General features: G+C 41.2%; 23 protein-coding genes. 13 read left to right on the top strand and 10 right to left on the bottom strand.

Annotated features, from left to right (window positions below):
* The first annotated feature begins 97 nt into the window (after positions 1-97).
* A complete protein-coding gene (locus HMPREF2086_RS01080; RefSeq protein WP_023926875.1) occupies positions 98-952 on the top strand; it encodes a glycosyltransferase family 9 protein in 855 nt (284 codons plus the stop codon).
* Positions 940-1,203 (top strand): glycosyltransferase family 9 protein, encoded by a 264-nt coding sequence (locus HMPREF2086_RS01075; protein WP_023926874.1) that lies wholly within the window; start codon positions 940-942, stop codon positions 1,201-1,203. Before HMPREF2086_RS01080 ends, HMPREF2086_RS01075 begins: the two co-directional genes overlap by 13 nt.
* 41 nt (positions 1,204-1,244) lie before the next feature.
* On the opposite strand, the gene HMPREF2086_RS10525 is transcribed toward HMPREF2086_RS01075, so the two are convergent.
* Positions 1,245-2,726, bottom strand: coding sequence for a GspE/PulE family protein (locus HMPREF2086_RS10525; RefSeq protein ID WP_023926873.1), 1,482 nt, complete (start codon positions 2,724-2,726; stop codon positions 1,245-1,247).
* A 508-nt stretch (positions 2,727-3,234) separates the two neighbouring features.
* Between HMPREF2086_RS10525 and HMPREF2086_RS01065 the strand changes: the two genes are divergently transcribed.
* The 9 genes from HMPREF2086_RS01065 (at position 3,235) to HMPREF2086_RS01030 (ending at position 11,035) form a co-directional block, all read left to right on the top strand.
* Positions 3,235-4,056: a hypothetical protein gene (locus tag HMPREF2086_RS01065; RefSeq protein WP_023926872.1), complete on the top strand. Its 822-nt coding sequence runs from the start codon at positions 3,235-3,237 to the stop codon at positions 4,054-4,056.
* A 17-nt stretch (positions 4,057-4,073) separates the two neighbouring features.
* On the top strand, positions 4,074-5,393 hold the full coding sequence (locus tag HMPREF2086_RS01060) for a sigma-54-dependent transcriptional regulator (protein ID WP_034560592.1): 1,320 nt from the start codon (positions 4,074-4,076) through the stop codon (positions 5,391-5,393).
* Between the two features lie 136 nt (positions 5,394-5,529).
* Entirely contained in the window at positions 5,530-7,428 is a 1,899-nt protein-coding gene (gene thrS, locus HMPREF2086_RS01055; protein WP_023926870.1) for a threonine--tRNA ligase, read from the top strand.
* Positions 7,421-7,939: a translation initiation factor IF-3 gene (infC, locus tag HMPREF2086_RS01050; RefSeq protein WP_023926869.1), complete on the top strand. Its 519-nt coding sequence runs from the start codon at positions 7,421-7,423 to the stop codon at positions 7,937-7,939. The genes thrS and infC overlap by 8 nt, the downstream gene beginning before the upstream one ends.
* A 59-nt stretch (positions 7,940-7,998) precedes the next feature.
* A complete protein-coding gene (locus HMPREF2086_RS11305; protein WP_023926868.1) occupies positions 7,999-8,172 on the top strand; it encodes a hypothetical protein in 174 nt (57 codons plus the stop codon).
* Positions 8,172-8,567: a hypothetical protein gene (locus HMPREF2086_RS01045; RefSeq protein ID WP_023926867.1), complete on the top strand. Its 396-nt coding sequence runs from the start codon at positions 8,172-8,174 to the stop codon at positions 8,565-8,567. Before HMPREF2086_RS11305 ends, HMPREF2086_RS01045 begins: the two co-directional genes overlap by 1 nt.
* A gap of 4 nt (positions 8,568-8,571) precedes the next feature.
* Entirely contained in the window at positions 8,572-8,766 is a 195-nt protein-coding gene (gene rpmI, locus HMPREF2086_RS01040; protein WP_023926866.1) for a 50S ribosomal protein L35, read from the top strand.
* 260 nt (positions 8,767-9,026) lie between these two features.
* Positions 9,027-9,380, top strand: a complete 354-nt coding sequence (gene rplT / locus HMPREF2086_RS01035) for a 50S ribosomal protein L20 (RefSeq protein ID WP_023926865.1) — start codon at positions 9,027-9,029, stop codon at positions 9,378-9,380.
* Positions 9,381-9,826: 446 nt separating this feature from the next.
* The gene (locus HMPREF2086_RS01030) at positions 9,827-11,035 is read left to right on the top strand and encodes a sugar transporter (protein ID WP_023926864.1); all 1,209 of its coding nucleotides are present in this window, start codon (positions 9,827-9,829) and stop codon (positions 11,033-11,035) included.
* A gap of 50 nt (positions 11,036-11,085) precedes the next feature.
* Here HMPREF2086_RS01030 and gpmI read toward each other — a convergent pair whose 3' ends face one another.
* On the bottom strand, positions 11,086-12,639 hold the full coding sequence (gene gpmI / locus HMPREF2086_RS01025; protein ID WP_023926863.1) for a 2,3-bisphosphoglycerate-independent phosphoglycerate mutase: 1,554 nt from the start codon (positions 12,637-12,639) through the stop codon (positions 11,086-11,088).
* Between the two features lie 501 nt (positions 12,640-13,140).
* Between gpmI and thiD the strand changes: the two genes are divergently transcribed.
* Both thiD and HMPREF2086_RS01015 read left to right on the top strand, forming a co-directional pair.
* Complete coding sequence (thiD, locus tag HMPREF2086_RS01020; protein WP_408605729.1) at positions 13,141-13,947, top strand: bifunctional hydroxymethylpyrimidine kinase/phosphomethylpyrimidine kinase; 807 nt, start codon at positions 13,141-13,143, stop codon at positions 13,945-13,947.
* A gap of 271 nt (positions 13,948-14,218) precedes the next feature.
* A complete protein-coding gene (locus tag HMPREF2086_RS01015; protein WP_023926861.1) occupies positions 14,219-14,926 on the top strand; it encodes a hypothetical protein in 708 nt (235 codons plus the stop codon).
* Between the two features lie 200 nt (positions 14,927-15,126).
* Here HMPREF2086_RS01015 and HMPREF2086_RS01010 read toward each other — a convergent pair whose 3' ends face one another.
* The 8 genes from HMPREF2086_RS01010 to HMPREF2086_RS00975 form a co-directional block, all read right to left on the bottom strand.
* On the bottom strand, positions 15,127-15,693 hold the full coding sequence (locus HMPREF2086_RS01010; protein WP_023926860.1) for a HyaD/HybD family hydrogenase maturation endopeptidase: 567 nt from the start codon (positions 15,691-15,693) through the stop codon (positions 15,127-15,129).
* A gap of 71 nt (positions 15,694-15,764) precedes the next feature.
* The gene (gene cybH, locus HMPREF2086_RS01005) at positions 15,765-16,466 is read right to left on the bottom strand and encodes a Ni/Fe-hydrogenase, b-type cytochrome subunit (RefSeq protein ID WP_023926859.1); all 702 of its coding nucleotides are present in this window, start codon (positions 16,464-16,466) and stop codon (positions 15,765-15,767) included.
* A gap of 116 nt (positions 16,467-16,582) precedes the next feature.
* Complete coding sequence (locus tag HMPREF2086_RS01000) at positions 16,583-18,322, bottom strand: nickel-dependent hydrogenase large subunit (RefSeq protein ID WP_023926858.1); 1,740 nt, start codon at positions 18,320-18,322, stop codon at positions 16,583-16,585.
* A gap of 27 nt (positions 18,323-18,349) precedes the next feature.
* Positions 18,350-19,486: a hydrogenase small subunit gene (locus HMPREF2086_RS00995; RefSeq protein WP_034560588.1), complete on the bottom strand. Its 1,137-nt coding sequence runs from the start codon at positions 19,484-19,486 to the stop codon at positions 18,350-18,352.
* Positions 19,487-19,911: 425 nt separating this feature from the next.
* The gene (locus HMPREF2086_RS00990) at positions 19,912-22,047 is read right to left on the bottom strand and encodes an LTA synthase family protein (protein WP_023926856.1); all 2,136 of its coding nucleotides are present in this window, start codon (positions 22,045-22,047) and stop codon (positions 19,912-19,914) included.
* Between the two features lie 88 nt (positions 22,048-22,135).
* Complete coding sequence (locus tag HMPREF2086_RS00985; RefSeq protein ID WP_034560217.1) at positions 22,136-22,546, bottom strand: hypothetical protein; 411 nt, start codon at positions 22,544-22,546, stop codon at positions 22,136-22,138.
* 218 nt (positions 22,547-22,764) lie between these two features.
* On the bottom strand, positions 22,765-23,400 hold the full coding sequence (locus tag HMPREF2086_RS00980; protein ID WP_023926854.1) for a superoxide dismutase: 636 nt from the start codon (positions 23,398-23,400) through the stop codon (positions 22,765-22,767).
* 175 nt (positions 23,401-23,575) lie between these two features.
* Positions 23,576-25,108, bottom strand: a complete 1,533-nt coding sequence (locus HMPREF2086_RS00975) for an FtsK/SpoIIIE domain-containing protein (protein WP_023926853.1) — start codon at positions 25,106-25,108, stop codon at positions 23,576-23,578.
* Positions 25,109-25,114: the final 6 nt, after the last annotated feature.

The raw sequence follows: 25,114 nt of genomic DNA, 5'->3' as shown, positions 1-25,114 counted from the left end.
TTTTGTTAGAATTTGTGCTTACTTAAAATCCGCCTTAACCCTACCCTGCGCTTCCCGCGCTCCAAGCAAACACACCACAAATTTAAAAAGTCCAAAAATGCAAACAAAAATCGCTTATTATCGCAATCTTTTTATCGGCGATAGCATAATCGCGCTTGATTCTATGTATGCTATCAAAGCCCTCTATCCAAGCGCGTTTTTGGTTGTATACACGGGCGATATAGGGGTGCGGATTTTTTCTAAATTTGACTTCATTGATGAAATAGTAAATATCCAAAATCTATCCAAAGAGCAAATCATAAAAAGCCTAGATTCTTTTGCGTTTGACTACCTAATCCTAACCCAACCAAACCGCCGACACACTAGCATAGCAAGTGCTAGCAATGCCAAAGTCATTATTAGTTACGCTATGTGGCACAATATCTTTAGGCGATTTTTGGGTAACATTTTTAGCACTAAAATATTTGGCAAAATCTTTGGCAAGCACAAAATCTTTAGCAAAATATTTTATAAGAGTGAGTTTAGACAATTTAAGCGAGTATTTTACTCGGTGGCTTTTTCAAACACGCCAAACTATAAGCGACTTTTATCGCTTGTGCGAGAGATAGACGCGCCACACTATGATAGCTCTAAGATAGATTTTACCCCCGCTAGATTCCCGCCTAGCCCCACTCATATAGAATTTCTCAAGCAAAATCTAAAGATTCCAAAAGGCTACAAAATCCTAATCAATCCATACTCAAACTCTTCTCCCATAAGCCTAACCCCGCAAGGATTCTCTACCCTTGCCACTACTCTAGCAAAAGCCCTGCCACAAGCACAAATCATCATTTCTAGCTTTGAAGGTGCGCCAAGACTACCACTTAAGTATGATTCTCTAAATAGCGAGGGGGGGGGGGGGGGGCTAGAAATATACACATTTTCAAAAACAACCACGATTTGGGCAATCTAATTGAGCTTGTGCGGAGCGTGGATTTGCTAATCTCGCCAAGCACAGGCACTATCCACATAGCTGACAATCTAGGCATAAAAATCATAGGACTATATAGCAAAAGAGATATGCGACTATGGCTAGGCAAAAATATGGACAAATCCTCTATGATAGTGCTAAAGACACATTATAGCAAGCTAAGTGCTAGCCAAGAGAGCAAAATCATAGAGACAATCACACAAAAAACCATAGAAATACTAAAATCACGCTAAAATGGCTAAAAAGTAGCTTAATATGTTAGCTAAAGCACCTACTAAAGCTGTGCTATTTCTTTGTAGTCTAGCAAATGCTTTTTGCGCATAGCGTCATCTTTGAGTGTTGGGAGATTTTTATTGCCAAGTGCTCTTTTTAGATTACCACGCCAATCGCTAAAATCCACTCCGCCAAAAGCACTTGCCAAATCGCCACAATCCTTGCCACTAGGCACTTCATAAAACAGCTTTTTTAAGCTCTCATCAAAGTAGATTCCTTGTGCTATGACTTCCCTGCCCTTTATCCCTAGTCCTTGACATTTCTCACACCCCACAGGGTAAAATACTTCCAAATCGCCCTCTTCTCTTTTGCCCCTGCAATGCGAGCATAGCCTGCCTAAAAGTCTTTGGGCAATGATACAAATAAGGCTAGACTCTATCACGCTTCTTGGCGCACCCATCTCAAACAACCTCTCAAGCGTGGATATGCAGTCATTGCTATGCAGACTAGCAAGGACTAAATGCCCCGTGAGAGAGGCATTTAGCGCGAGGGTAAGCGTCTGCTCATCGCGTATCTCGCCTATCATAATGATGTCTGGGTCTTGTCGTAGCACAAAAGACAACGCCTCATAAAAAGAAAATCCAATCTCGGGGTTGATTTGGATTTGTGTAGCTAGTGGAATCTGATATTCAATAGGGTCTTCTAAAGTGATTAGTTTTTTTTGGAGAGTTTTTAGGGCTTCAAGTGCGGCATATAAAGTAGTGGATTTGCCAGAACCTGTGGGTCCTGTGATGAGGATTAGCCCGCTTTTGCGATTTAGTGCCTTGCTTAGTATAGCTAAAATCTCACTACTTAGCCCCAAGCCCTCTAAGCTAATGCGCTCCTTGTGCTTATAGAGAATCCTAAGCACAAGCGATTCGCCACTAAGCAAAGGCACACAAGATATACGAAAGTCATACTCTATGTCGCCAAAATTCCTAGCATATCGTCCGTCTTGAGGCAAGCGCATTTCAGTAATGTCTAGCTTGGATTCTAGCTTGATTTTGCTAGAGAGTTTGCGCATAGAGTTTTTATCTAGCCTTGCTATCTCGCGCAGACAACCATCTATGCGAAACCTTATACTGCCAAAATCCCCCTTATCCTCTAGATGCACATCGCTAGCCCTATGTGCTATTGCCTCCTTTAGCAAAAAATCTAGCTGCTCTCCGATACTACCAAGCGCGTAATATCGCTCCAAAAACTTCAGCCCAAGAAGCACCCACGAAAAATAATGGCTAGATTCTCTCAAAAACAAAATAGGTTTGTTATACACGCTAAGTTTGTGCGCTATGGCTTGCCTACTCTCCTCATCACGCAAAACAACCAAAATATGCTCAAACAACGCGCTAGAATCCTGCACTCTAGAATCTAACTCGCTTGAGATAGGACAAAGCTCCATACCATAGACAAACCCACCAAGTCGCTCACTCATATCATAAGAGAGCATATCAATACTCATCTTTTGTGGCGCAAAAAAAGATAAGTCAATCTCTACATTAGTCATATATTATGGCAACCTTGTAATGCTAAAAATCTAAAGCTGTTTTGACACCCAGATAAACAATGCTTAAAACACCAAAAAAAGCGACACCAAAGACAATATATTCCATTTTTTACTCCTTATGAATTATGCTTCACCTATCTCATTAAGTTTTTTGTTGATTTTGTTGCTGATAAAACAAATAGCGCAAATAAGAAAAAGGACTAATACACCAGCACCGATAAGTATCCATAGCGGTGCTTTTTGGTAATTTGTGATACTCCAGCCAATTATAGCCAAAAAGGTAGCCACAAAAATCCCAAGCCAAAATTTTAAAATTCCAAGCTACTCTTTAAGTTTATCTATTTTTGCAAGGGCGCGATTATATCACAATAATGCAAAAACTGCGATTATCTTAGGGTTTTGCTTATCTTTTAAGCGCGAATATGCTATAATAGCCCGCTTATCAATTCTCATAAATGATATGTGATTATGACAATGCTAACACACAAAATCCATAAGGAATCCATAAATGCAACTACCACAAGTGCCAATACAAGTAGCAAAGCAAACGCCTTTTGCATACTTTTTGCGCAATGTCTTGGCTAGTGTCCCATCTATGATACGCGCTTTTGTGCTTGCTTGTATTGCTCTTTCTTCTATCACTTCATTTGCACTTGCTAAATCGCCAAAATCTACAAATCTAGATTCTAGTCCAAAACCATTTAGCCTAGATAAATACGACACAGACTCTATCATCATCAAGCCAGATTCTAGGCTAAAGTCTTACAACTCATTTTCACAAGATTCTGCAAGCGATATTCTAAACCCAAACAAAGCCTTGCAAAGACACAACCAAGCAAACGAGGAATTACTAGATTCTAGCGTCATTCCGCAGTTTTTGCCACGAGGTAAGATTCCCTCCCCCCTCCTCCCACCAATCCCAATAACGCCGTATTCGCTGCAAGAAGAGCCACTTGAAAAAGTAGAATTTATCATATCTTACAAAGCACTAAGTCAAAACGGCATAATCACGGGCGAAAAATACAGCATTTCCTCCCCGCTCATCTCAAAATCAAGCCTCCCTATCGAATACACCTGCTCTATTGACACGCCCATAAATGACTTGGTAAGCGATGACGAGATTTATGCTATCAAATACATTCTCTCTCATAGCCAAGATGAAGTCCTCCACTGCTTGCGCAAAGGTGGTGCAAGTATCCTATCTCACGCACGCACTGCGGATTCTACACATATCAGTGATGATACGATTTTGTCCGTGCCCGCTAAGCGTGTGCTAGCGTATTTTGACAATCGCTACCTAATCCTAGAAGTCCTAAAAGAGCTAAAATGAGTGCAAAATCCACACAAATGAAAATCGCTATCGTAGAAGATGACATAAATATGCGAAAAAGCCTTGAGCTATTTTTTGCCGAGCAAAAAGACTTAGAAGTCATAACCTTTAGAAGCCCAAAAGACGCGCTAAGCTCGCTAGATTCTAGCTTTGACTTAGTCATCACGGATTTAAATATGCCACATATGAATGGGCTTGATTTCCTAAAAGAGCTAGGTGGCAAGTATGAAATGATAGTCATCACGGGCAATGCCACGCTAAATGCGGCGATAGATTCTATTCGTCTAGGCGTCAAAGACTTTTTCCAAAAACCCTTTGAGCCAGAGCTACTGCTAGAAGCGATACATCGAAGCAAAAAAATCTTAGAATTTCAGCGCACTCACGCAAAAACCACTAGCACCAAAACCACTCAAATCAACCAAAAAAGCCCCTTTGTCGCCACAAGCCCCACGCTAGAATCCCTAAAATCCCAAGTGCTAAAAGTCGCCCCTACGGATTCTAGCGTGCTACTTATGGGGGAGAGTGGCGTAGGCAAGGAAGTCTTTGCGCGATTTATCCACGAGAATTCATCTCGCGCAAAGCAAGCGTTTGTCGCTATAAATATGGCAGCAATCCCAGAGCATTTGCTAGAGAGCGAGCTTTTTGGGTATGAAAAGGGGGCTTTCACAGACGCACTAGCGATGAAGCAAGGGCTTTTTGAGTTAGCAGATGGGGGGACGCTGTTTTTGGACGAAATCGGCGAAATGCCCCTACTACTGCAAGCAAAGCTACTTCGCGCTATCCAAGAAAAAGAAGCCACTAGACTTGGTGGGAGCAAGCCTATTAGCTTTGATGTGCGTATCATCTCTGCGACAAATGCAAACCTAGAGGAGCAAATCGCTCAAAAACGATTTAGAGAGGATTTGTATTATCGCTTGCAGACTATCCCTGTGCGTATCCCGCCACTGCGTGAGCGCACAGAGGAGATTTTGCCAATCGCTAAGTGGAAGCTAGATCTTGTCATAGCCCAATACTCCCTAGAGTCAAAAACCTTTAGCCAAGAAGCGCAAGATGCACTTCTAGGATATGAGTGGCACGGAAACATTAGAGAACTACTCTCTGTGGTGGAGCGAGCAGCTATCCTAAGCGATAAACAAATCGTGCCAAAAGACTTGTTTTTGGAATCTAGGCAATCAAAAGCAAAGACAAAAGACAAAATCGAGGAGCTAGAAAAACAGCTCCTAGCAGAAGTGCTAAATGAGTGTGGCAACGACACCAAAAAGGCAAGCAAGCTACTAGGAATGAATGAGGAAATATTATTTCACAAACTCGCTAAATACGATATAAGCGTAAAATAATGTCGATTATGGTAATATCCCAAATTTGTTTTCAAGTTTTTTCAAGTTCTTTATGGGTTTGGCTTGTAATGATTTTATAGCTTTTAGCAAACCTACCCAAACGCAAATACTAAAATCTAAGGAATAAATAACAACAATGCAACAACCTAGCACACGGCTTATTGGATTTAGGCAAAATGAAGCAATTTTTGACTTGCAAACTATCATTCAAAATAGCGCACAAAATGGCAAAAATATCGATTTTGACACCCTTGCTACTATGGAAAATCAAGCAAGCAAGCAATACGGAGAGAAAATCTACTTTGACAACTCCGCAGATTCGCTAGAGATTATCCGCCACTCTTGTGCGCACTTGCTCGCCCAAGCGATAAAAAGCCTCTACCCCGAAGCAAAGTTTTTTGTAGGACCTGTGGTAGATGAGGGATTTTACTATGACTTCAAAGTAGATAGCAAAATCAGCGAAGAAGACCTGCCCAAAATCGAAAAGACAATGAAAGAAATCGCCAAAAAAGGCTATGAAATCACAAAATCCACGATGAGCCGCGCAGACGCGCAGACTCGCTTCGCAAACGATGAGCTAAAGCTCGCCGTTATGAGCAAGATAGAGGGCGATAGCTTTGGCATCTACACGCAGGGCGATTTTTTTGACCTTTGTCGCGGACCACACCTGCCAAACACCAAGCTACTTCAGCATTTCAAACTCACCAAAATCGCAGGGGCGTATCTAGGCGGCGATGAAAGCGCGCAAATGCTAACAAGAATCTATGGCATAGCTTTCGCTGACAAAGACGCGCTAAACACCTACATAACGCAAATGGAGGAAGCAAAAAAGCGCGACCACAGAAAGCTAGGGCAAGAAATGGGGCTTTTCACATTTGATGAGGAAATCGGCGCAGGACTACCGATATGGCTACCTGCGGGTGCTAGACTACGGCGCAAAATCGAGGAACTCCTTACAAAAGCACTTATCAAGCGCGAGTATGAGCCCGTGCGCGCACCTGAAATCCTAAAAAGCGATGTGTGGAAAAAAAGCGGGCATTATGCCAACTACAAGGAAAATATGTATTTTACCACCATAGATGAGCAAGAATACGGCATAAAGCCGATGAACTGCGTGGGGCATATCAAAGTCTATCAAAGCGCGAAGCGAAGCTACCGCGAGCTACCTTTGCGATTTTATGAATACGGAATCGTCCATCGCCACGAAAAAAGTGGCGTGCTTCACGGGCTTTTGCGCGTGAGGGAATTTACCCAAGATGATGCGCATATTTTCTGCCTCCCTAGCCAGATAGAGAGCGAAGTCAATCAGATTCTAGAATTTACACACAAAATTATGAATGCGTTTGGGTTTAGCTACGAAATGGAGCTAAGCACGCGCCCGCAGAAATCTATCGGGGAAGATGCGATATGGGAGTCTGCCACACAAGCCCTAAAAAACGCCCTAGAATCTAATGGCATAAAATACGGCATAGATGAGGGTGGCGGGGCGTTTTATGGACCCAAAATCGATATAAAGATTACCGATGCTATCGGGCGCAAGTGGCAGTGTGGCACGGTGCAGGTGGATATGAACTTACCTGAACGATTTATGCTAGAATACACCGATGAAAACAACGAAGCCAAACAGCCCGTGATGCTTCATCGTGCGATTTTGGGGAGCTTTGAGCGATTTGTGGCGATTTTGACAGAGCATTATAGCGGGGAGTTTCCTTTCGCTATCGCGCCTACGCAAGTCGTGCTTATCCCTATCGGGCAAGAGCAAGTCGCTTACGCACGACAAATCCAGCTAAAGCTACGCGAAATCGGCGCGTATAGCGAAGTGAGCGATAAAAACGAAACGCTCTCAAAGCGCGTGCGCACCGCAGAAAAAGCCCGAGTGCCACTCATCGCAGTCATTGGCGCAAGCGAAGTGGAATCCAAAATGCTAGCACTGCGCGATAGACGCATAGAGCGTGAAAAATCCCAATACAGCTTAAGCGAAGGAGAATTTTTGAAATTGGTAGAATCTAAAATGCAAAGGGTAAGTTTTGAGTAAAGAAGAAGTGCTTATAAATGAGGAAATCCGCTTTGATGAAGTGCGGTGCGTGGGGGATAATGGCGAAGTATATGGAGTGATGAGCTCTAGCAAAGCACTAGAAATCGCGGTGGAAAAGGATTTGGACTTGGTGCTTATATCCCCAAATGCCAAGCCACCTGTGTGTAAGGTTATGGATTATGGGAAATTCCGCTATCATCAAGAAAAGCGACAAAAAGAAGCCAAAAAAAAGCAAAAGCAAATCGACATAAAAGAAATCAAGCTCTCCACCCAAATCGCCCAAAATGACATAAACTACAAAGTCAAGCACGCAAGGGAGTTTATCACAGAGGGCAAGCACGTGAGATTCAAGGTTTTCTTAAAGCAGCGTGAGATGAATATCCAAGATGCGGGGATAGATACGCTAAAAAAAGTAGCCACTATGATAGAAGACATCGCCACAGCGGAGAAAGAGCCCAAAATCGAGGGTCGCTATCTAAGTGTGCTCTATGTGCCAAAGAAAGTGAAATAGTAGGTATAATACGACATTGCACTATTAACCACTCAACCAAAAAATCAAAAGGAGTGAAAATGATTGAAAAACAAAGGACTAAAACAACACAACAAAATCCCAGCAATGAAAGTTTTAGCGGATATGGTTTGGCATTAGATTTAGCAAAAAAAATGCGTCAGCAAGGACAACAAATGCGGACAAAAACAAATGCAAAACAAGATGCGGTAAAATCTAAAGAGGTCAAAAAATAATGCTAGAAATTACCATAAAGGATATATTGTTACTTTTAATTACAATTTTTGCATCATTTTGGATAGCTAGAAAAATATTTATCCAAAGTGCAACCGTTCAAATTGAATTTTCTATGACACAAAAAATAGAAAATTATTTGGACTGCGTTGCCAATAAAAAATCAGAACAAAATGATATAATGCTTGCTAAATATAAAATCTTAACAGCCCTTGATTTATATTACAAATATTATAAGCGGAGATATTTAAATAAAAAAATAGTTGATGAAAATAATGCAATGTATAAAGAAATCATTGATGATAATATGGATATTATTAAAGAAAACAAGGAAATTTTTAATAATATATACGAATACATTAAGCAAAAAAGCTTTAATCTTAAGAAAGGAGGTTAGGATAATGCCAAAGATGAAAACAAATCGCGGGGCAGCCAAAAGGTTTAAATGCAAAAAAAACCTTATCAAGCGTGGTAGTGCGTTTCGCAGTCATATATTGACAAAAAAATCGCCAAAGCGCAAAGCGCGGCTAAAGTCGCCTCATTTTGTGCATAGTGCAAATATTGATTCTGTGAAAAATCTGCTTTGCCAAGCCTAAAGCTAGCGTAAATGCTTAACACAATCTTTGCACATTTTAAACGCACAAAAAAGCGATTAGAATACAAAGTAAAATGATAAAGAGTAAAGTAAAGTCCCCCTTAGGATTTGCGTAAAATCAGTGCTTGAAATAGCACACATAACCGCAAACAAGGGCAAGATTAGCCAAACAAATACACGCTAAGGATTTTTAGGATTTCATAGTCCCGCGAAAATTCCAAAAGCGTAAGTGGCTACACCTAAAAAGGTAAAGGAGAAAAAATGAGAGTAAAAACAGGCGTAGTGCGCCGCAGGCGACACAAAAAAGTCCTAAAACAAGCAAAAGGTTTTTATAGCGGGCGTAGGAAGCACTTCCGCAAAGCAAAAGAGCAGCTAGAGCGAAGTTTGTGCTATGCGTTTCGCGACAGGAAGCAAAAAAAGCGTGATTTTAGGAGTCTTTGGATTATCCGTATCAACGCTGCGTGCAGAATGCAGGATATGAGTTACTCGAAGTTTATGCACGGGCTAAAGCTCGCAAATATCGAAATGGATAGAAAAATCCTAGCCGATATGGCGATGAATGACATCGCTAGCTTCAACAAGCTCATAGACAGCGCAAAATCAGCATTGAAGTAGCCAAAAGCAAAATTAGATAAATGCAGCAAACTCTAGTAGAGATTTTCTGCTAGAGTTTGTAGTAGTCTATACTGCCTAAGCATATTTTTTTAAGCGATATGTTTTTTATAGGTGCTCCCCAAAAACACAAATAAATTTTACACAAATATTTTTTAGTGCTACCAAATACTACCAAGTTGTGAAAATTAAATAGTTGAAAATTAAATAAATTTTGATATTTTTTGCGAAAGATAAACTTATCTTAAACTTGATAAAAATTCTTTATACACACGCAAAATCCATTTCAAAGACAAAACATACCAATCCACAGCAAATTGCAAAAATACCCCAAAAGCACCCACTTGGGCTACAAGATTTTATCAAAATGTTACTATTTTATTTTTGGCATTAAAAATCCTTATAACCCATATTCATTTTACAAAAACACAAATCAAAGGCGTTTATATATGACACCAATGCAAAAAAAACGCGTGATAGTTAGCTTCACCTCGTGGCTTCCTGTGCTTAGCCTTACTTGTGCAGCTTTTGTGTTCAACACAAGCGAGTTTATCCCCATAGGGCTTCTTAGTGCGATAGCTAGCGATTTTTCTATGAGTGAGGCGCGTGCAGGACTACTCATCACTATCTATGCGTGGGTCGTAGCCCTTGCTTCTCTACCACTTATGCTTAGATTTTCTCACACAGAACTTCGTAGGCTTATGCTTTGGGTTATGGCGATATTTGTGCTTAGCCACGGTCTATCTGCGCTCGCTAGTAGCTACTACACACTTATGGCTTCGCGCATAGGAGTTGCCCTCTCTCACGCTCTTTTTTGGTCCATAGCTTCGCCTATGGCGATAAAAGCCGCCCCTAGAGGAAAGCACTCTATGGCATTAGGATTTATCGTGGCGGGTAGCTCCCTAGCTCTCACAGCTGGACTACCTCTAGGACGCGTAATCGGGCTTTATATCGATTGGCGTAGCACATTTGCGTGTATAGGGATTTTGGCTTTTTGCATTATGGTGCTATTTTGGCGTGTGTTTCCCACTATGCCTAGCACCCAAAATATCTCGGCCAAAACCCTCCCCACACTACTATCAAATACTGCCTTTCGCAGAATCTGCCTCCTAACGCTTATCTTCATCACAGGAGAATTTTGCACATATAGCTATATCGAGCCCTTTTTAGCCCAAAGCCTAAAAGATAGCGGTGTTACTTACGCGCTAGTAGTGTTTGGTGGGAGTGGCATTATCGCTAGTATCGCCTTTTCAAAGCATTATGACAAGCACCATTTAGCCTTTGTAAATCTCTGTCTTTTTGGCGTTGTTGGTAGTTTGCTTGTGTTGTATTTCATCTCACATTATTTGTGGCTAGTGATTGTGCTATGTGGATTTTGGGGATTTGCAATCGCGTGTTTTAATATCGTATTCCAATCCCAAACCATAGCCTCTGTCCCACAAGCAAGTGCTGTGGCAATGTCGATTTTTTCGGGGATTTATAATGTCGGCATTGGTAGTGGAGCATTTATCGGTGGTGTAGTGTGTGAGAAGCTAGGCGTAGAGTTTGTAGGCTTTATCGGTGGAGCAGTGGCATTTATCGCGTGTATGTATTACTTACGAAAAATGCCATTTGCAAGAGTGTTTCATCGCTTTAGGCTAAAAAATCGCAAAATCTAAAACACCCATAAACACCCCCCCACAAATCCACTCCAAGTAAATATCAAAGCCTATATAAGTGGGCTATCCATTTCTTTGGGGATTTCTATGCCCATTATCTTTAGCACTGTAGGCGCGATATTATTTAGAGCACCCTCGCCTACGCTTTTTACACCATTTGCTAGTATGAAGCAATACACATCACCCACGGTATGATTTGTCTTTATCTCGCCCTTATCGTTTTGCATCTCCTCGCAGTTGCCGTGGTCGCTTGTGAGGATTACAGCATAGCCCTCTTTTTTTGCGACTTCATAGATTGCACCTAACTCTTTATCCACCGCTTCTACGGCTTTGAGTGCGGCTTGGTATTTGCCTGTGTGCCCTACCATATCGCCATTTGCAAAATTTACCACCACAAAATCACTTCCAGACTTTATCGCCTCACACACAGCAGCTCCCACCTCTGGCGCACTCATCTGTGGCTGCAAATCATAAGTAGCCACCTTTGGCGAAGGAATCAGCACGCGAGATTCTCCCAAAAACGGCTCTTCTATCCCACCATTAAAAAAGAAAGTTACGTGGGCGTATTTCTCTGTCTCGGCGATATGCACTTGGGTTTTGCCCTCCCTGCTTATCACTTCGGCAAGAGTGTTTTGCGGAGTAATCTTTGGAAACAAAATAGGATATGGAAATGTCTCATCATATTGTGTCATAGTGAGTATATGCTTTGCAGGACTAGCAATCCCTTTGCCAAACCACTTTTCACGCTCAAACTCGCCAAAAGAATCGCTACCAAGCACTTCTATGATTTCCCTCGCTCTATCGGAGCGAAAGTTTATCATCACTAGCCCATCTTGTGGGGCAAACCCACCAAATCCATTAAACGCCTTTGGTTTGATAAATTCATCAGTAATGCCTTGCTTATACGAGTTTTCAATATATTCTTTGGGAGTTATGCTAGAATCCTTGCGCTGATTTTTTGCAGGCAAATCGCTAATGCCATAAGCAAGCACTCTATACGCCTCCTCTACCCTCTCCCACCGCTTATCTCTATCCATAGCATAGTATCGCCCACTTACACTGCCTATACGCACACTCTCGCAGCTATCACATAGATTTTGCACTTGCTCTAAGTAGCCTAGCGCAGAGGTAGGTAGCACATCTCGCCCATCAGTGATTAGATGAAGCCATACGCGTTTATCTAGCCCTGCATAGATGTTTGCCATAGCCAAAAAATGCTCCAAATGCGAATGCACCCCACCATCGCTCATAAGCCCTAGCAAATGCACTTCGCTAGATTCTCTAGCGTGCTCTTGTAGTAGTGGGTTTTTTGACAAAGAGCCGTCTTCTATCGCTCTAGAGATACGAACCAAATCTTGATATAGCACACGCCCAGAGCCGATACTTGTATGCCCCACTTCAGAGTTACCCATCTGCCCGTGTGGTAGCCCCACAGAGCCACCATAAGTATGTATAAGGCTATAAGGCACATTCTCAAACAGCCAATCATAAGTAGGCTTTGTCGCATTGGCAAAGGCATTGTAAGGCGAGGGAGGCTTATGCCCTATCCCATCTGTGATGATAAGCACGCATTTTTGCGGAGCTCTAAGCGCATTTGTATTCATTTTTGTCCTTTTTTAATCAATGTCTATAAAAACAAACAATATAAATCTACTTAACATTAACAAAGCAAAATCATAGCGCAGATTTACAACAATATAAAAACATTGGCAAGATTTTAATTCTGTCTAAAAGATTTTAGAAAATCAAGGTTTAAAACTAGGAAAATAGGAGGAGTTTTAGTGAAAACTTAGAAGTCAAATAGTGTAACAAGAGCTGCAAAAAAAAGATTCTAGTGCAAAAGCTAATGTGCTATAATCCGTTGCCCCTAAATAGCTTAGCTACATAGGGGCAAACTCACACATTCGGAGGTGCTACTATGAGAAATCATAGGAAACCTCTTTAGGTTGAGATTATATCTAAATTTTAAGTCTTTTATGCTTAAAATTAGTATAACTCTCAAGCGCTAGGAGCGGGGGGCTTATGCCCCCTTGCATCTCTTTTTGTGTGATTATTTTTATGACCTTTAAGGATAATTTATTATGACAAATACTTCCACAAACCTTATCCCGCCCAAAAGCACCACGCTACCACCTGTGCTTACTATAGCAGGGAGTGATTGCAGTGGAGGGGCAGGCTTGCAAGCGGATTTAAAAACATTTAGTGCGCACAAACTATACGGAATGAGTATCGTGCTAAGTGTCGTAGCAGAAAACACAGCGCGAGTAATATCTAGCTATGATTTACCACCAAGTGCGATAGATGAGCAGTTTGAAGCGGTGTTTAGCGACATAGTGCCAAAGGCAAGCAAAATCGGTATGCTAGGGAGCGAACCAATCCTAGAATGTGTGAGAGAAAATCTAGTGCGATACACTCCTGCAAATGTCGTGCTAGACCCTGTGATGTTTGCCAAAAATGGCTACCCTCTTATGCCAAAACCTGTGCGAGAAAAGCTAGCTAGTATTTTGCCCCTATGTGATGTGCTTACACCAAATCTCCCCGAAGCAAGCGAGCTAGTGGGCTTTGAAATCACTAGCCTAGAATCGATGAAAAAAGCCGCGCAGATTTTGTATGACAAAGGAGCAAAATCCGTGCTAATCAAAGGCGGACACAGCAAGCAAAACCCACAAAATTCCAACGACATTTTTTATAATGGAAGCGAGTTTGTCCTGCTAGAATCTAGCCGCATAGACACCAAAAACACGCACGGCACAGGCTGCACGCTAAGTAGTGCAATCGCTTGCAATCTAGCGCAAGGCAAAGACGCGCTAAGCTCCGTGCGACTAGCAAAGAAGTATGTCTATGGAGCGATACTTCATAGCCTAAATCTAGGGAAAGGGAATGGACCTACAAACCACTTTTTTGGGCTTTGATTTTTGTCTTATACTCGCGTTTTTTGATTTTTTATGTTTTTTTTATCGCATTTTTTTTGCATTGGCATATTTTAAGCAAAAGCGAAATATCCAAAAGAAATTTATAAAATCTAAAAATATTTAAAATCCTTATAAGAGAGCAAAGATATTTTAGATTTTGAGGGCAAAGATTTAGGATATTTTTTGCTTACCTAGATTTACAAGCCGTTTTTTTTTTTGTATTGTTGTGTCTTAGCTGCTTTTTAGCTTACCAAAATCAAAAGGGGAAAAAATGAAAAAGTCTCGTCTTATCGCATCACTTGCTACATTACTTACCACGCTCAAAAAGCCACTTTGCCAACGCTACTTTGCCAAAGACACTAGCCTAGCATACCTACTATCCGCACTAGGCAAATCTTTGTTTATCTCAACTTTAGCACTTGTATTTATACCAAATCTATCCACTGCCAAAATATCACAAGCACAGCAAGCCCAAATACAAGAGCAAATAAAAGACATACAAAATCACTTCCAGACCAAAATAAGCCACCTAGAATCTAGCCTAAAAATCACAATAGAAGCCGAGCGTAGAAGCAAAGATAAAACTCGCTCATTAAAAGGTAGTGAATATGAAGTCGCTTACAAAAACTACGAAAACGAAAAAAATAGCGCGAAAGAGATAGAAAAATACTACACCAAAAACACCCAAGAGATTATCAAAAAGGCTAAAGATTCTGCTAATACTTGGGGGATTGCAGATGAGTTTAGTGAGTTTGAGGCTTCTCTTAGGCAAGCTGATAGTGCATTTTTGGCTGATATGAAAGAATATAAAAAGCGACTAGAAGCACTAGAAAAAACCCAAAAATCCACGCATAAAAAATCCGCTTACAAAGAAAAAATGGAGTGGCTTGTCCAAGAGTTTGACAACAAATATGAGTGGATTTTGTTTGACGCGTATAACTCATTCGTAGAAAAAATCAGCGAGATTTTGGGCAAATAAATCTAGCAATATAAAATCTAGTAAAAATCTTAAAATCGATAAACATAGCCCACATATTGCAAAATCTGCCAAAATTTCTCAAAAGCTATGGCACAAAACCAAAAGCGACAATGGCAACAAAAAGGGGTAGCAAGAGTGGTAAAGTAAAGGGTAACAAAGAATATGCCCAAAACCCAAAAATAACGCAAAGCCTAAAGTGCCTAATCAAAGCCTTTGTATGACTTATCTGCGATTTCTTGTAGTGGGAGGGGAGAGGGTATTTTTTTAGCACTAAATCCTAGAGATTCTAGCTGTTTTATCGCTTCAGCTTCCATAGTAGCGACATTTGAGAGAAGTTCTTTAGATAGTGCGAAAGTCGTATCCTCGCCGATGATTTCAGGGATAATCCCCACGATATGTATTTGTGGCAAATCACCCATAACTTGTGTGAGACGAAGCGTTTGTAGCATTTCGACTTCGTGCGCACTCCCTGCCCAAGAGACTTGCTTAGGCAAAGCATCAAAAGAGAAGCTATACACATCTCCTATCTTGCCACCGCTCACATCTACGGTGTCTAGTATAAGCACGAAATCATACTCTACGATGAGGGGGATAAGAGCTTGGGCAAGCGTGCCACCATCGATAAATTCTAGGCTATGGGTTGGAGTTTGGTTAGAATCTAGTGGGGAAGTAAATTTGTAGTTTAGCTTTAGGTAGTTCATCAAATGCACGCCTATGCCCTCATCGCCAAACAAAATATTGCCAATGCCAAGCACAAGGACTTTCATAAACACCTTACAAAAAAGATTTGAGAGAATCTAAGCCTTAAGTAGTTACAAAAGGCTTAGATTTTATGGATTTAGACTTTTAGTTTGCCTTGATAGCGCACACCACTTACGATACTATCTACGCCACCATTTGGATACTTCACAGAATTCCACACAGCAAGGTAAATATGCACAGGGATAAAAATGATAAACGCCCAAGTCAATATATGGTGAATCACGCGGACATTTGCAATCCCGCCACACACTACTTCTACCCACTTGAAGCAAACACCAAGCACACCACCTAGCCCGCTATGATAGACATTGCCATATAGCGCGACACCTGTAAGGCTGATAAGTAGCACAAGCACACCTAAAAAGAAATATGTAGCAAATTGCAAAGGATTATATGCACCGTCAATATGTGGATGCCTACCGATAAAGATATAAGTCTTAATCTGCTCTATCCACACACTTGGTTGCAAAAACTGCCCAAAAGAGCGTCTCTCCTCACTACAACCCTCTTTGTCAAAGAAAAACAAATACACCCGAAAAATCGAAATCCCAATCAGCACAAAGCCACATATCAAATGCACACTTCGCACATACCCTTGCGTAAAGCCCGTAGGCTCACTGCTAGGTGTCGTTTGCAAAAACGGCATAGCGATATAAAACCCCGTGATGATAAGCGCGAAAATGCTAAAAGCCCTAAGCCAATGAAAAACTCTCGTAAGCAAAGAGAACTCTTCGTGCGCCATAAACTCTTTTTCGCCTGAACCAATCGCTTCTCTCATTGTTATCTCCTTATGGTATAAATCTCAACACACCCAAACTATACAAAATCTAGCACAATCTTTGTCGCAATTTTTGGATATTTTCATAGATTTTAAGCTAGATTTTGACTTTAAGGCTAGATTCTTGCAAAGGCTGGCTCAACCTTGTATTGAGCGATTTCATTGCCTTTGGTATCCATTAGATGCACAGCGCACGCTATACAAGGGTCAAATGAGTGAATATGTCGTATGATTTCTAGTGGTTGAGTGATATTTGCCACTTTTGTGCCGATGAGGCTCATCTCATAAGGTCCCTTTTTGCCCTTAGAATCTCTAGGTCCACCATTCCAAGTGCTAGGCACGATAGCTTGGTAGTTTTGGACTTTGCCGTCTTTGATTCTTACCCAATGGCTTAGCATACCGCGTGGGACATTGCCGATAAATCTACCCTTATACTCTTTTTTCTCATCAATACTATAAGTCGCGCAAGTGCGAGTATCGACTTTTAGATTTTCTACAAGTGCGTTAAATGCTTTTAGTCCATTATCAACGATGACTTTTGCTTCTATACAGCGAGCTGCTGTGCGCCCAAGCGTGCTAAATAGTGCTTCTACGGGCAGTCCTGTTTGAGCTAGGAATTTTTGAGCCACAGGAGTAATGTATGGATTTTTGGCTGCTAGTCCTACCACCACAGTGGCTAGAGGTCCTACTTCCATAGGCTCTCCATCATATCGAGGAGATTTTATCCAAGAGTATTTGCCATCAAGTTTGAGGTTTTTGCTCTTTGTTTCTTTGCCATCTGCGCCTATGCTTGTGCCATCTACAAACCCTGTGTAGTTTGGTGTAGTTTGCCCATCATAGGGGTGGAGAGCTACTTTGTCAGTGTTTTCGTATTTATACCAAGAGTTGGTTACTTCTTCAGCGATTAGGCTTTCATCTACTTGATGAAGTGTGCTTAAATCGCCATTTTTTACGATACCCGTGCTGTATAGATACTCATCAGCTCCTACTTGGATTTCTTGGAAAGATAGGAAGTTTTTCACTCCACAGCCCACTTGCGTTACAGAGGGTTCATTTGCATAGACTTTGCCCGCCATTACCAAATCAGGCCAATAAGCACGATTCACAAAATCCGCCACCGCGTCAAATTTGCCTTTCCACTCGCCTAATCTACTTGGGTCTAGTATATCCATTACAGAAGTTACGCCACCTACAGTTAGGCTTTGTGGGTGAGGCTGCTTACCACCAAACACAGCCATCATCTTTGCTGCTTCTCTTTGGACTTCAAGGAGTTTTAGGTAGTGGGATAATACGATTAGATTTTGCTCTGGGGAAAATCTATAAGTTTTATGCCCCCAATATGCGTTTTGGAATGGTCCTAGCGCACCTTGCTTGACAAAGTCGCCCACTCTTTTTTGCACTGCTTTTAGCTCACTCTCTCCTGCTGCAAGTGGATAGTCTGTGTAGAGATATGCTTCTTTTGCAGCTTTTGCAGGGTCTGCATTTAGTGCTGAAGTGATGTCGCACCAATCAAGCCCGTGCAATGTATAGAAATGCACAGCGTGGTCGTGCAAAAACAACGCCATATTCATAAGGCTTCTTGTGAGGGTGGCATTTAGTGGAGGCTGTATGCCAAGTGCATTTTCCACTGCCATAATGCCCGCTTTGTAGTGGCTATAAGTGCAAACACCACAGATTCTTTGCGCGATAAATCCAGCATCTCTAGGGTCGCGCCCTACGATGATTTTCTCTAGCCCTCTCCATAGTGTCGATGAAGAAAACGCATCTTGGATTACATTGTTGTCATCTACAATCACTTCAATCCGCAAATGCCCCTCAATCCGCGTGATTGGGTCTACTATTACTCGCTTTGACATATTCGCTCCTTAAGTGGTAAGATTTTGCTATTTAGCTTTTTGTGTAGCAGATACTACGGCGTGCGCTGCGATACCTACCGCAGTAGCCGCCAAAATCACCGTGCCTATCGTATCAGCTGTCTTATCCGCACCATACCCACCAAACGCAGTGTGGAATGGCGTATTGCCAAGTGGTCGCTCAAATGGACTCATCGTATCCCAAAAATTTGGCTCTGAGCAACCGATACAGCCGTGCCCTGCACCGATTGGCCAGCTTGTGTGAGAATTGAAGCGCAATTTTGAGCAGTTATTGAAAGTATATGGTCCTTTGCACCCTACTTTGTAGAGGCAGTAGCCATTTTTTGCACCCTCATCACCAAAGCTTTGGACAAACTCGCCCGCATCAAAATGCCCTCTGCGCTCGCACAAATCGTGGATTCTGTGCTGATAAGCCCAAGTAGGACGCCCAAAAGCATCAGTAGGTGGTAGTTTGCCAAATAGCGCGAAATAAAGCACATTGCCTACGATATTTTTCTCACTTGGAGGACAGCCCGGGACTTTTATCACAGGCTTAGAGATGATAGAATCTAGCGGATGAGCATTGGTGGGATTTGGCGCAGCAGCTTGCACGCCTCCGTAGCTAGAGCAAGTCCCTATGCTAAATATAGCAGCAGCCCCAGCAGCGGCATCTCTACACTCTTGTGCACCTGTGCGTCCGTGTGCGCCGATAGTTAGGAAGTATTCGCTACTGCCTTTTGGGATACCACCCTCTACCATTAGTATGTAGTTGCCTTTGTGTTTTTTGATAGCGTTTTCTAGATTTTGCTCGGCTTGATGCCCAGAAGCTGCCATTATGGTTTCGTGGTATTCAAGATTGATAATATCAAACAAAATGCTATCAATCGTTGGGTCTTCTGTCCTTAGCAAGCTCTCTGAACAACCCGTGCACTCTGCCATATGAAGCCAAATCACAGGCAAGCGATTTGCCACTTCAGCAGCACGCGCAGTAAGTGGGACAAAAGACGCAGGTAGCGATAGTGCAGCTGTCATAGCACCCGCCCATTTCATAAAATCACGCCTACTAATACCCTTTGATTCTAGCTCGGTATGCAGATTTTTATCAGCATTGCAAGCGGGCAAACCGCTCAAACTATCCAATCTCTCCTTTGCCTGCTGATACATCATATCTTGGGCATTTGCGTCTATGTCAGCTAGTGGGGAAAACGCTGATTGCGTCATAGATTGCTCGTGCTTGTGTTGCATAATGACACTCCTTAAGAAAGTATGTTGTGGGACAAATCCTAAAATACTAGGATTTGTGAGAAAACATTATAAGCTATTTAGTTTAAATATCACTTAAACTATGTTCATTATTGTGGCAATTTTGATAAAAAAGTAAAAAATATGCTTATCTTTTGAGTGATTTTGCATATAAACTATTAAGATTTTGCCCAAAAAGTCAATTATTTGTTAAGTTTTGTGCCTTTTGAAGTGGCTAAAAATAGATTCGATGATATACGCCACAAAATCCAAAAAATACCTAGCAATATTCAAGGCATATCTTTTTTGCACACTTACTTTTGCGTGTTTATTGCGCATCTATTTTTTACCTATTTTGCAGAATTTATCCTCCACAAAAACTGCATTTGATTTAGCCTATCATATTTGTGCTTGAAGTCTTGCCCTCTTTGACTAGCTTGCTTAAGGCTAGATTGCTCTTGCCCGACTTGCTTAAGGCTAGCTTGCCCAATTTGCTCGGGCTCAAAGCTAGTCTCTACTAGCTCGCCCAAACTCCCAAAATCCCCACCATATCGCCACCTAAAAAGTTTGCCATTATAGTAGATTCCCTCATCACTAGCCCAAATCCCCGCATTTATCCCAAACTCATACTTATCATTTTTGCTACCTAGCATATTTTTACCACCTAGTGAGATATACTCGGCATTGTCCAAAAACAGCTCAAAAATGCTTACGAAAATATCCTTGTGAGAGCCCACACGCAAAGGGTCATAGTATATATCCCTACCCGCAGATTTTAGAGAATCCTGCACTTGCTTTGGCATATATACATACAACGGCACGGCAAAATTTAGCGCGTTATAGCGCGGAGGAAACGCTCTCAAATCTCTCAAATGGTGGTCCCCTGTGGCAAACACCACAGTGCTTTTGCCAACACTAGATTTCTTTAGTGCGTTCAAAAACTCTCCAAAGGCATTGTTTGAATACAAAAACGAGCCTAGCACTTTCTTTGGCTTGGCTTTTTTGTTAAACCTCTCTTGCACATCTGCGGTGATATTTGGGGCATTTACCTCATCAAACTCACTTGGCGTGATAAATGGCGGGTGATTTGAAGTAGTAAGCGTAAAAATCGCCGTAGGCTTACTAGCTGATTGCAATATTTCCATAATACATTTGTAGATATACTCATCATTGATTCCAAAGCTATTTTTGTGCTTATCAGCGTCTTGATATTTCGCGCCCAAAAACGAAGCATCATAAACCTTTATGCCTTGATTTTGTAGATATTCTGTGATATTTACCCACGAGCCAGAACTAGAAGTGATAAACACCACTTCATAGCCGTTTTGCTCTAGTGTGTCTAGTGGCGTGTGCGTTAGCTTGTGTTTTTTCATCTTGCCTGTGGAGAGATTTATCGTAGGGCTCAAAAAATACAAATCAAAAAACGATGGCGCAGTTCCTGTATTGGAGCTAAAAAACCGCCAAAACACAAAATCTTGCCTAAAATCTTGCTGTGTTTTTATTTTTGAAGTTTTTTCAAAAACTCTTGCACTCAAAAAATGCTCCCTTAAACTACCTAGCAAATCAAGTCTTGGATTTTTGTGTGTTTGTTGATTTTGTTGTATTACTTGTGTATTGTCTTGCGCATTTTGCTCTAGATTTTGCCACAAATCCTGCGCAAAAGCATAATCAAAGCTCAAAGCCCCGCTACCAAAGCTCTCCATTAGGTTTATGATGATATGAGGTTTGGGCAGGGGTTTTGAAGTGGCTTGTGAAGTAGATTTTGTGGATTTTGGGCTTGTCCTTTGGATTGTAAAAATCTCTTTTTGTAAGCTCAAAAACTCCCTCTCAAAAGCATCTCTATCTGCTATGAAATAATCACTATCTGCCCTATACTGCGAAAAAGCCCAAGAAAACGCCAAAATCGGATTGGGATTTAGCGCGTTTATAGAAGCAAAGGTAGAGATAGTACTATCTTTCTCGCCTAGTGGAAATGAGCCAAAAGAGCCACGCGCACCGATGAAAAGCACGCAGATAAGTGCGAGATTTGCCACTGCAAAAGTGCGAAGTCGCACAAGGGGCATATTGATTTTACGCAAAATCCTAGAATTGACAAAAGCATAAAACATAGCGATGAATAATATACACAAGGTAAGCACACCCACAGGATAATCCCTAAAGATAATGCCTAAAATCTCTTTTGTGTTGTCATCTTTTAGCCCAAAGATAAAAATATCAATCTTGGTTTTATACATTTCATAATAATAAAAATTTACAATAGCAAAGCTAGCGCATACAAACCCAAGCACAAACGCATAGACACTACTTGCGCGTAGCAAAATATTTGGCTTTTGACACAAATGCTTAAGCGGCTTTAGCACATATACAAGTGCTAGATACACAAAAAGTGCTATGCAAATCACGCGTGTATCATAGAGAAATCCATATTTGTAGAGGTTTAGCTTATCACTTAATCCCACCTCCGCACTCACAAAAGACAGCTGCATACACAGTCTAGAAATCCCAAAAACAGCTAGGCTTATGAAGTAAAGTGCAAAAATGCTTAAGGTATAATCTAGGCTAAAAAGGTATTTTCTATTGGGGGGGGGGGGGAGCAGAAATAGTTGTGCTATGATTTTGTGGATTTTGGGCTACATTTGCTGTGATATTTGTGTCGTTTGAAGTAGTATTGTTTGTGAGATTGTTTGATTGATTTTGCTTATTTTGTTGGTGTGATTGCTTTTGTTGGTGCATTTTTTTAGCCTTTTGATGATTTTTGAGTGAGTTTGTGAAATTTGATTCTAAAGATTTTGTGTGATATTTTTGCGTATTTGAATATATGCTAATTAAGTAAATTTGAGAGGAATGTGAAGTGTTTGGATAAAGCAAAATACCATATCCACTCCTCTCAAACTTAAGCCTGCCAATCAAAACAAGTAAGCAGGCTCTATCAACCAAAAGCACGCTTAAGGCGTGATAAACACCAAATGTGTGCCAAACGCGCATTTACTCACACACAATAGCGCATTTATTTCACAAACGCGCTATTGTGTCCTTTCTCACGCGTATATTTAGTGTATCTCCCGCCTTATTTCCAGCGTTCAGTATTCCCCGCGTATTTTTAAGTATTTCCGCGTTTCTTACGCGTATTTGTCGCGTTGTCGAGCTACTTCCCGCGTTCAGTATTTCACGCGTTTTTCCCCGCGTTTTTGTGCCAAAGCACCCTACTTCTTATGCAGTTCGTTTATATAAAACCGCACCGAGCTTGCACCCTCTTTTTGCGCCCATTCATACGCCTTAGAGGCAAACGCCCAATTTATATGCGCGAAGTATTTTTCCAAATACGCAGGGCGCGCGTTTTTGTGGTCTATATAGTAGGCGTGCTCCCACACATCTACGACAAGTAGCGGGATTTTGTCCTCGCTTATTGGTGTTTGTGCGTTGCTTGTTTGCACGATTTCTAGCTTGTTGCCATTTAGCACGAGCCAGCACCACCCAGAGCCAAACAGCGTAGTCGCCGCGCTCAAAAACTTCTCTTTAAACCCATCGATTCCGCCAAATTCAGAATCTAAAGCCGCCTTTAGCTCCGCGCTAATCGCACTTGTATCGCCTTTTGGCGTGATGCAGTCCCAATAAAAATCGTGGTTATACACCTGCGCAGCGTTGTTAAACACACCACCACTTGACTTTTTGATAATGTCATACAGCTCGGCATTCTCAAACTCACCGCCCTTAATGAGATTATTAAGGTTGTTTATGTAGGTTTGATGATGTTTGCCATAGTGAAAATCAAAAGTGATAGGGCTTAGGAAGTCCCCAAAAGCGTCTTTTTGATAAGGTAGCGTTCGTAGTTCAAACATATTTTCTCCTTTAGTTGTTGTGATTTTGTGATAGTTTGGATTCTTATCACAAAGCGCATTATAAGAAATTTTGCCTAAAAATTAACTAATATCAACGCAAAATCTTAAATCCAAAATATAAACGCCACTATTGCCTATTTTAGTAGTTTATTTTAGATTTTGTGTGCCAAGCTTGCTAGATTAGGCTTTTTATATCATCAGGTTGCAAAAGAGTGCTAAAGATATGTTTTGGCTTTGACATATTAGCCATTTTTACTAGCATATCGCCTTTGCCTAGCAGTTTTTCTGCCCCCACCTCATCAAGGATAATTTTTGATTCTGTGGATTTTTGCACCTTTAGAGCTATGCGACTTGGGATATTGCTTCGTAAAATGCCACTAAAGCTAGCAGAATCTGGTCTTTGTGTGCCTAGTATGAGATGAATCCCAGCTTGCCTTGCTTTTTGTGCCAATCTCCCTAATGGCGTGCTTAATTCTTTTTTCTTTTCTTGGTCGATTAAGTCTTTTAGCTCATCGATGATAATGACTTCATAGCGCAAGCCTAGTTTGAGTATATCATCACTTTGAGCCTCGCTCATTTGAGCAAAACGGGATTCCATTTCTGCTATTTTTTCATCAAAGTAATCACGCACTTCCTCCAAATCTGTAATAAATCTAATTTTAGGCATAAAAATCCTAAAGTCAATCCCTTGCTTTGGGTCAATCACAGCAATTTCAACATTGGGATTTTGCAGTAAACACACTATCATCGTTTGGATAAATCTTGTTTTGCCACTATTTGTTGCCCCAGCCACAAAGCAATGCGGGGCTTGCGCTAAGTCAAAGCAAAGCATTTCTTTATCAATATCATTTCCCGCATAAATCCCTAGCTTAAAATCGTGTCTTTTTAGCTCGGCTAATCCAGCCCTAAATTCTTGCAAGCCTAAATTTTGCCATTGCTCCTGTGGCTTTGCGATTTGGATATTGTATGTTCTTGACATTTGCTCTACTGCTTCTACAAGCACCGTTTGTCCTAGCTCTTTATCAAGGTATTTTGATTTGCTCTCAAAATGTTGGATTTTACTAGGGTCTGTAAGCTCGATTTTGCAAATATGATGACGATATGAATCCTCCTCATTGATAAGCTGTATGTTTATGGCAAACCCTCTAAAGTATTTTTGCAATCGTTCAAAATAAGCATTATCAGCACTTGGCACATTTTCGCTCTCTTTCTTTATGTGAGTTTGCATAGCTTGCAATGCCAAATTATCCAAACACCACTGATATATGCAATCATTGTTTTTCCAAGAATGATATATTTCATACAGCCCCCGCTTTATGTATTTGGATAAAATCTCTGTGTATTCTTTATCACTGCTAAAAATATCAATATTGTCCCTCTCTAGCTCCTCTTTATGCTGGATATAAAGTAGTGAGCGAATAAGCATATCAAAGTCCTCTTGCTTACCCTCTTGTTTTCCTTTGCCCTTTCCTGTTAGCTGCTCTAAATGATATTCTTTACCTTTATCCCCGCTTAGTCTTTTGCTATCCCATTGTGGAGAATCTAGAGCGATTTTGCTAGATTGCAATGCTCTAGCCAAAGCCACTCGTAGCACAAGATATTTAGGGAAATCACTATCACTAAAATCTGGCTGCTTATATCCAAATCCGTCTTTGCGTAGTCTATCAATACAAAGCTCCTCATTGCTAGTGGTATGAAAATCTGCCATTTTGCA

Origin of the sequence: Helicobacter macacae MIT 99-5501 (assembly GCF_000507845.1) — a bacterium.
Taxonomy (GTDB): domain Bacteria; phylum Campylobacterota; class Campylobacteria; order Campylobacterales; family Helicobacteraceae; genus Helicobacter_B; species Helicobacter_B macacae.
This window is presented reverse-complemented; position numbering and strand designations above follow the sequence as displayed.

Excerpts from the sequence above, each read along its gene's own strand:
- HMPREF2086_RS01080 (WP_023926875.1), top strand. The coding sequence starts at position 98 with ATGCAAACAAAAATCGCTTATTATCGCAATCTTTTTATCGGCGATAGC.
- HMPREF2086_RS10525 (WP_023926873.1), bottom strand. The coding sequence starts at position 2,726 with ATGACTAATGTAGAGATTGACTTATCTTTTTTTGCGCCACAAAAGATG.
- HMPREF2086_RS01065 (WP_023926872.1), top strand. The coding sequence starts at position 3,235 with ATGCAACTACCACAAGTGCCAATACAAGTAGCAAAGCAAACGCCTTTT.
- HMPREF2086_RS01060 (WP_034560592.1), top strand. The coding sequence starts at position 4,074 with ATGAAAATCGCTATCGTAGAAGATGACATAAATATGCGAAAAAGCCTT.
- thrS (WP_023926870.1), top strand. The coding sequence starts at position 5,530 with ATGCAACAACCTAGCACACGGCTTATTGGATTTAGGCAAAATGAAGCA.
- HMPREF2086_RS11305 (WP_023926868.1), top strand. The coding sequence starts at position 7,999 with ATGATTGAAAAACAAAGGACTAAAACAACACAACAAAATCCCAGCAAT.
- HMPREF2086_RS01045 (WP_023926867.1), top strand. The coding sequence starts at position 8,172 with ATGCTAGAAATTACCATAAAGGATATATTGTTACTTTTAATTACAATT.
- rpmI (WP_023926866.1), top strand. The coding sequence starts at position 8,572 with ATGCCAAAGATGAAAACAAATCGCGGGGCAGCCAAAAGGTTTAAATGC.
- rplT (WP_023926865.1), top strand. The coding sequence starts at position 9,027 with ATGAGAGTAAAAACAGGCGTAGTGCGCCGCAGGCGACACAAAAAAGTC.
- HMPREF2086_RS01030 (WP_023926864.1), top strand. The coding sequence starts at position 9,827 with ATGACACCAATGCAAAAAAAACGCGTGATAGTTAGCTTCACCTCGTGG.
- gpmI (WP_023926863.1), bottom strand. The coding sequence starts at position 12,639 with ATGAATACAAATGCGCTTAGAGCTCCGCAAAAATGCGTGCTTATCATC.
- HMPREF2086_RS01015 (WP_023926861.1), top strand. The coding sequence starts at position 14,219 with ATGAAAAAGTCTCGTCTTATCGCATCACTTGCTACATTACTTACCACG.
- HMPREF2086_RS01010 (WP_023926860.1), bottom strand. The coding sequence starts at position 15,693 with ATGAAAGTCCTTGTGCTTGGCATTGGCAATATTTTGTTTGGCGATGAG.
- cybH (WP_023926859.1), bottom strand. The coding sequence starts at position 16,466 with ATGAGAGAAGCGATTGGTTCAGGCGAAAAAGAGTTTATGGCGCACGAA.
- HMPREF2086_RS01000 (WP_023926858.1), bottom strand. The coding sequence starts at position 18,322 with ATGTCAAAGCGAGTAATAGTAGACCCAATCACGCGGATTGAGGGGCAT.
- HMPREF2086_RS00995 (WP_034560588.1), bottom strand. The coding sequence starts at position 19,486 with ATGATGTATCAGCAGGCAAAGGAGAGATTGGATAGTTTGAGCGGTTTG.
- HMPREF2086_RS00990 (WP_023926856.1), bottom strand. The coding sequence starts at position 22,047 with ATGCAGCTGTCTTTTGTGAGTGCGGAGGTGGGATTAAGTGATAAGCTA.
- HMPREF2086_RS00985 (WP_034560217.1), bottom strand. The coding sequence starts at position 22,546 with ATGCGCGTTTGGCACACATTTGGTGTTTATCACGCCTTAAGCGTGCTT.
- HMPREF2086_RS00980 (WP_023926854.1), bottom strand. The coding sequence starts at position 23,400 with ATGTTTGAACTACGAACGCTACCTTATCAAAAAGACGCTTTTGGGGAC.
- HMPREF2086_RS00975 (WP_023926853.1), bottom strand. The coding sequence starts at position 25,108 with ATGGCAGATTTTCATACCACTAGCAATGAGGAGCTTTGTATTGATAGA.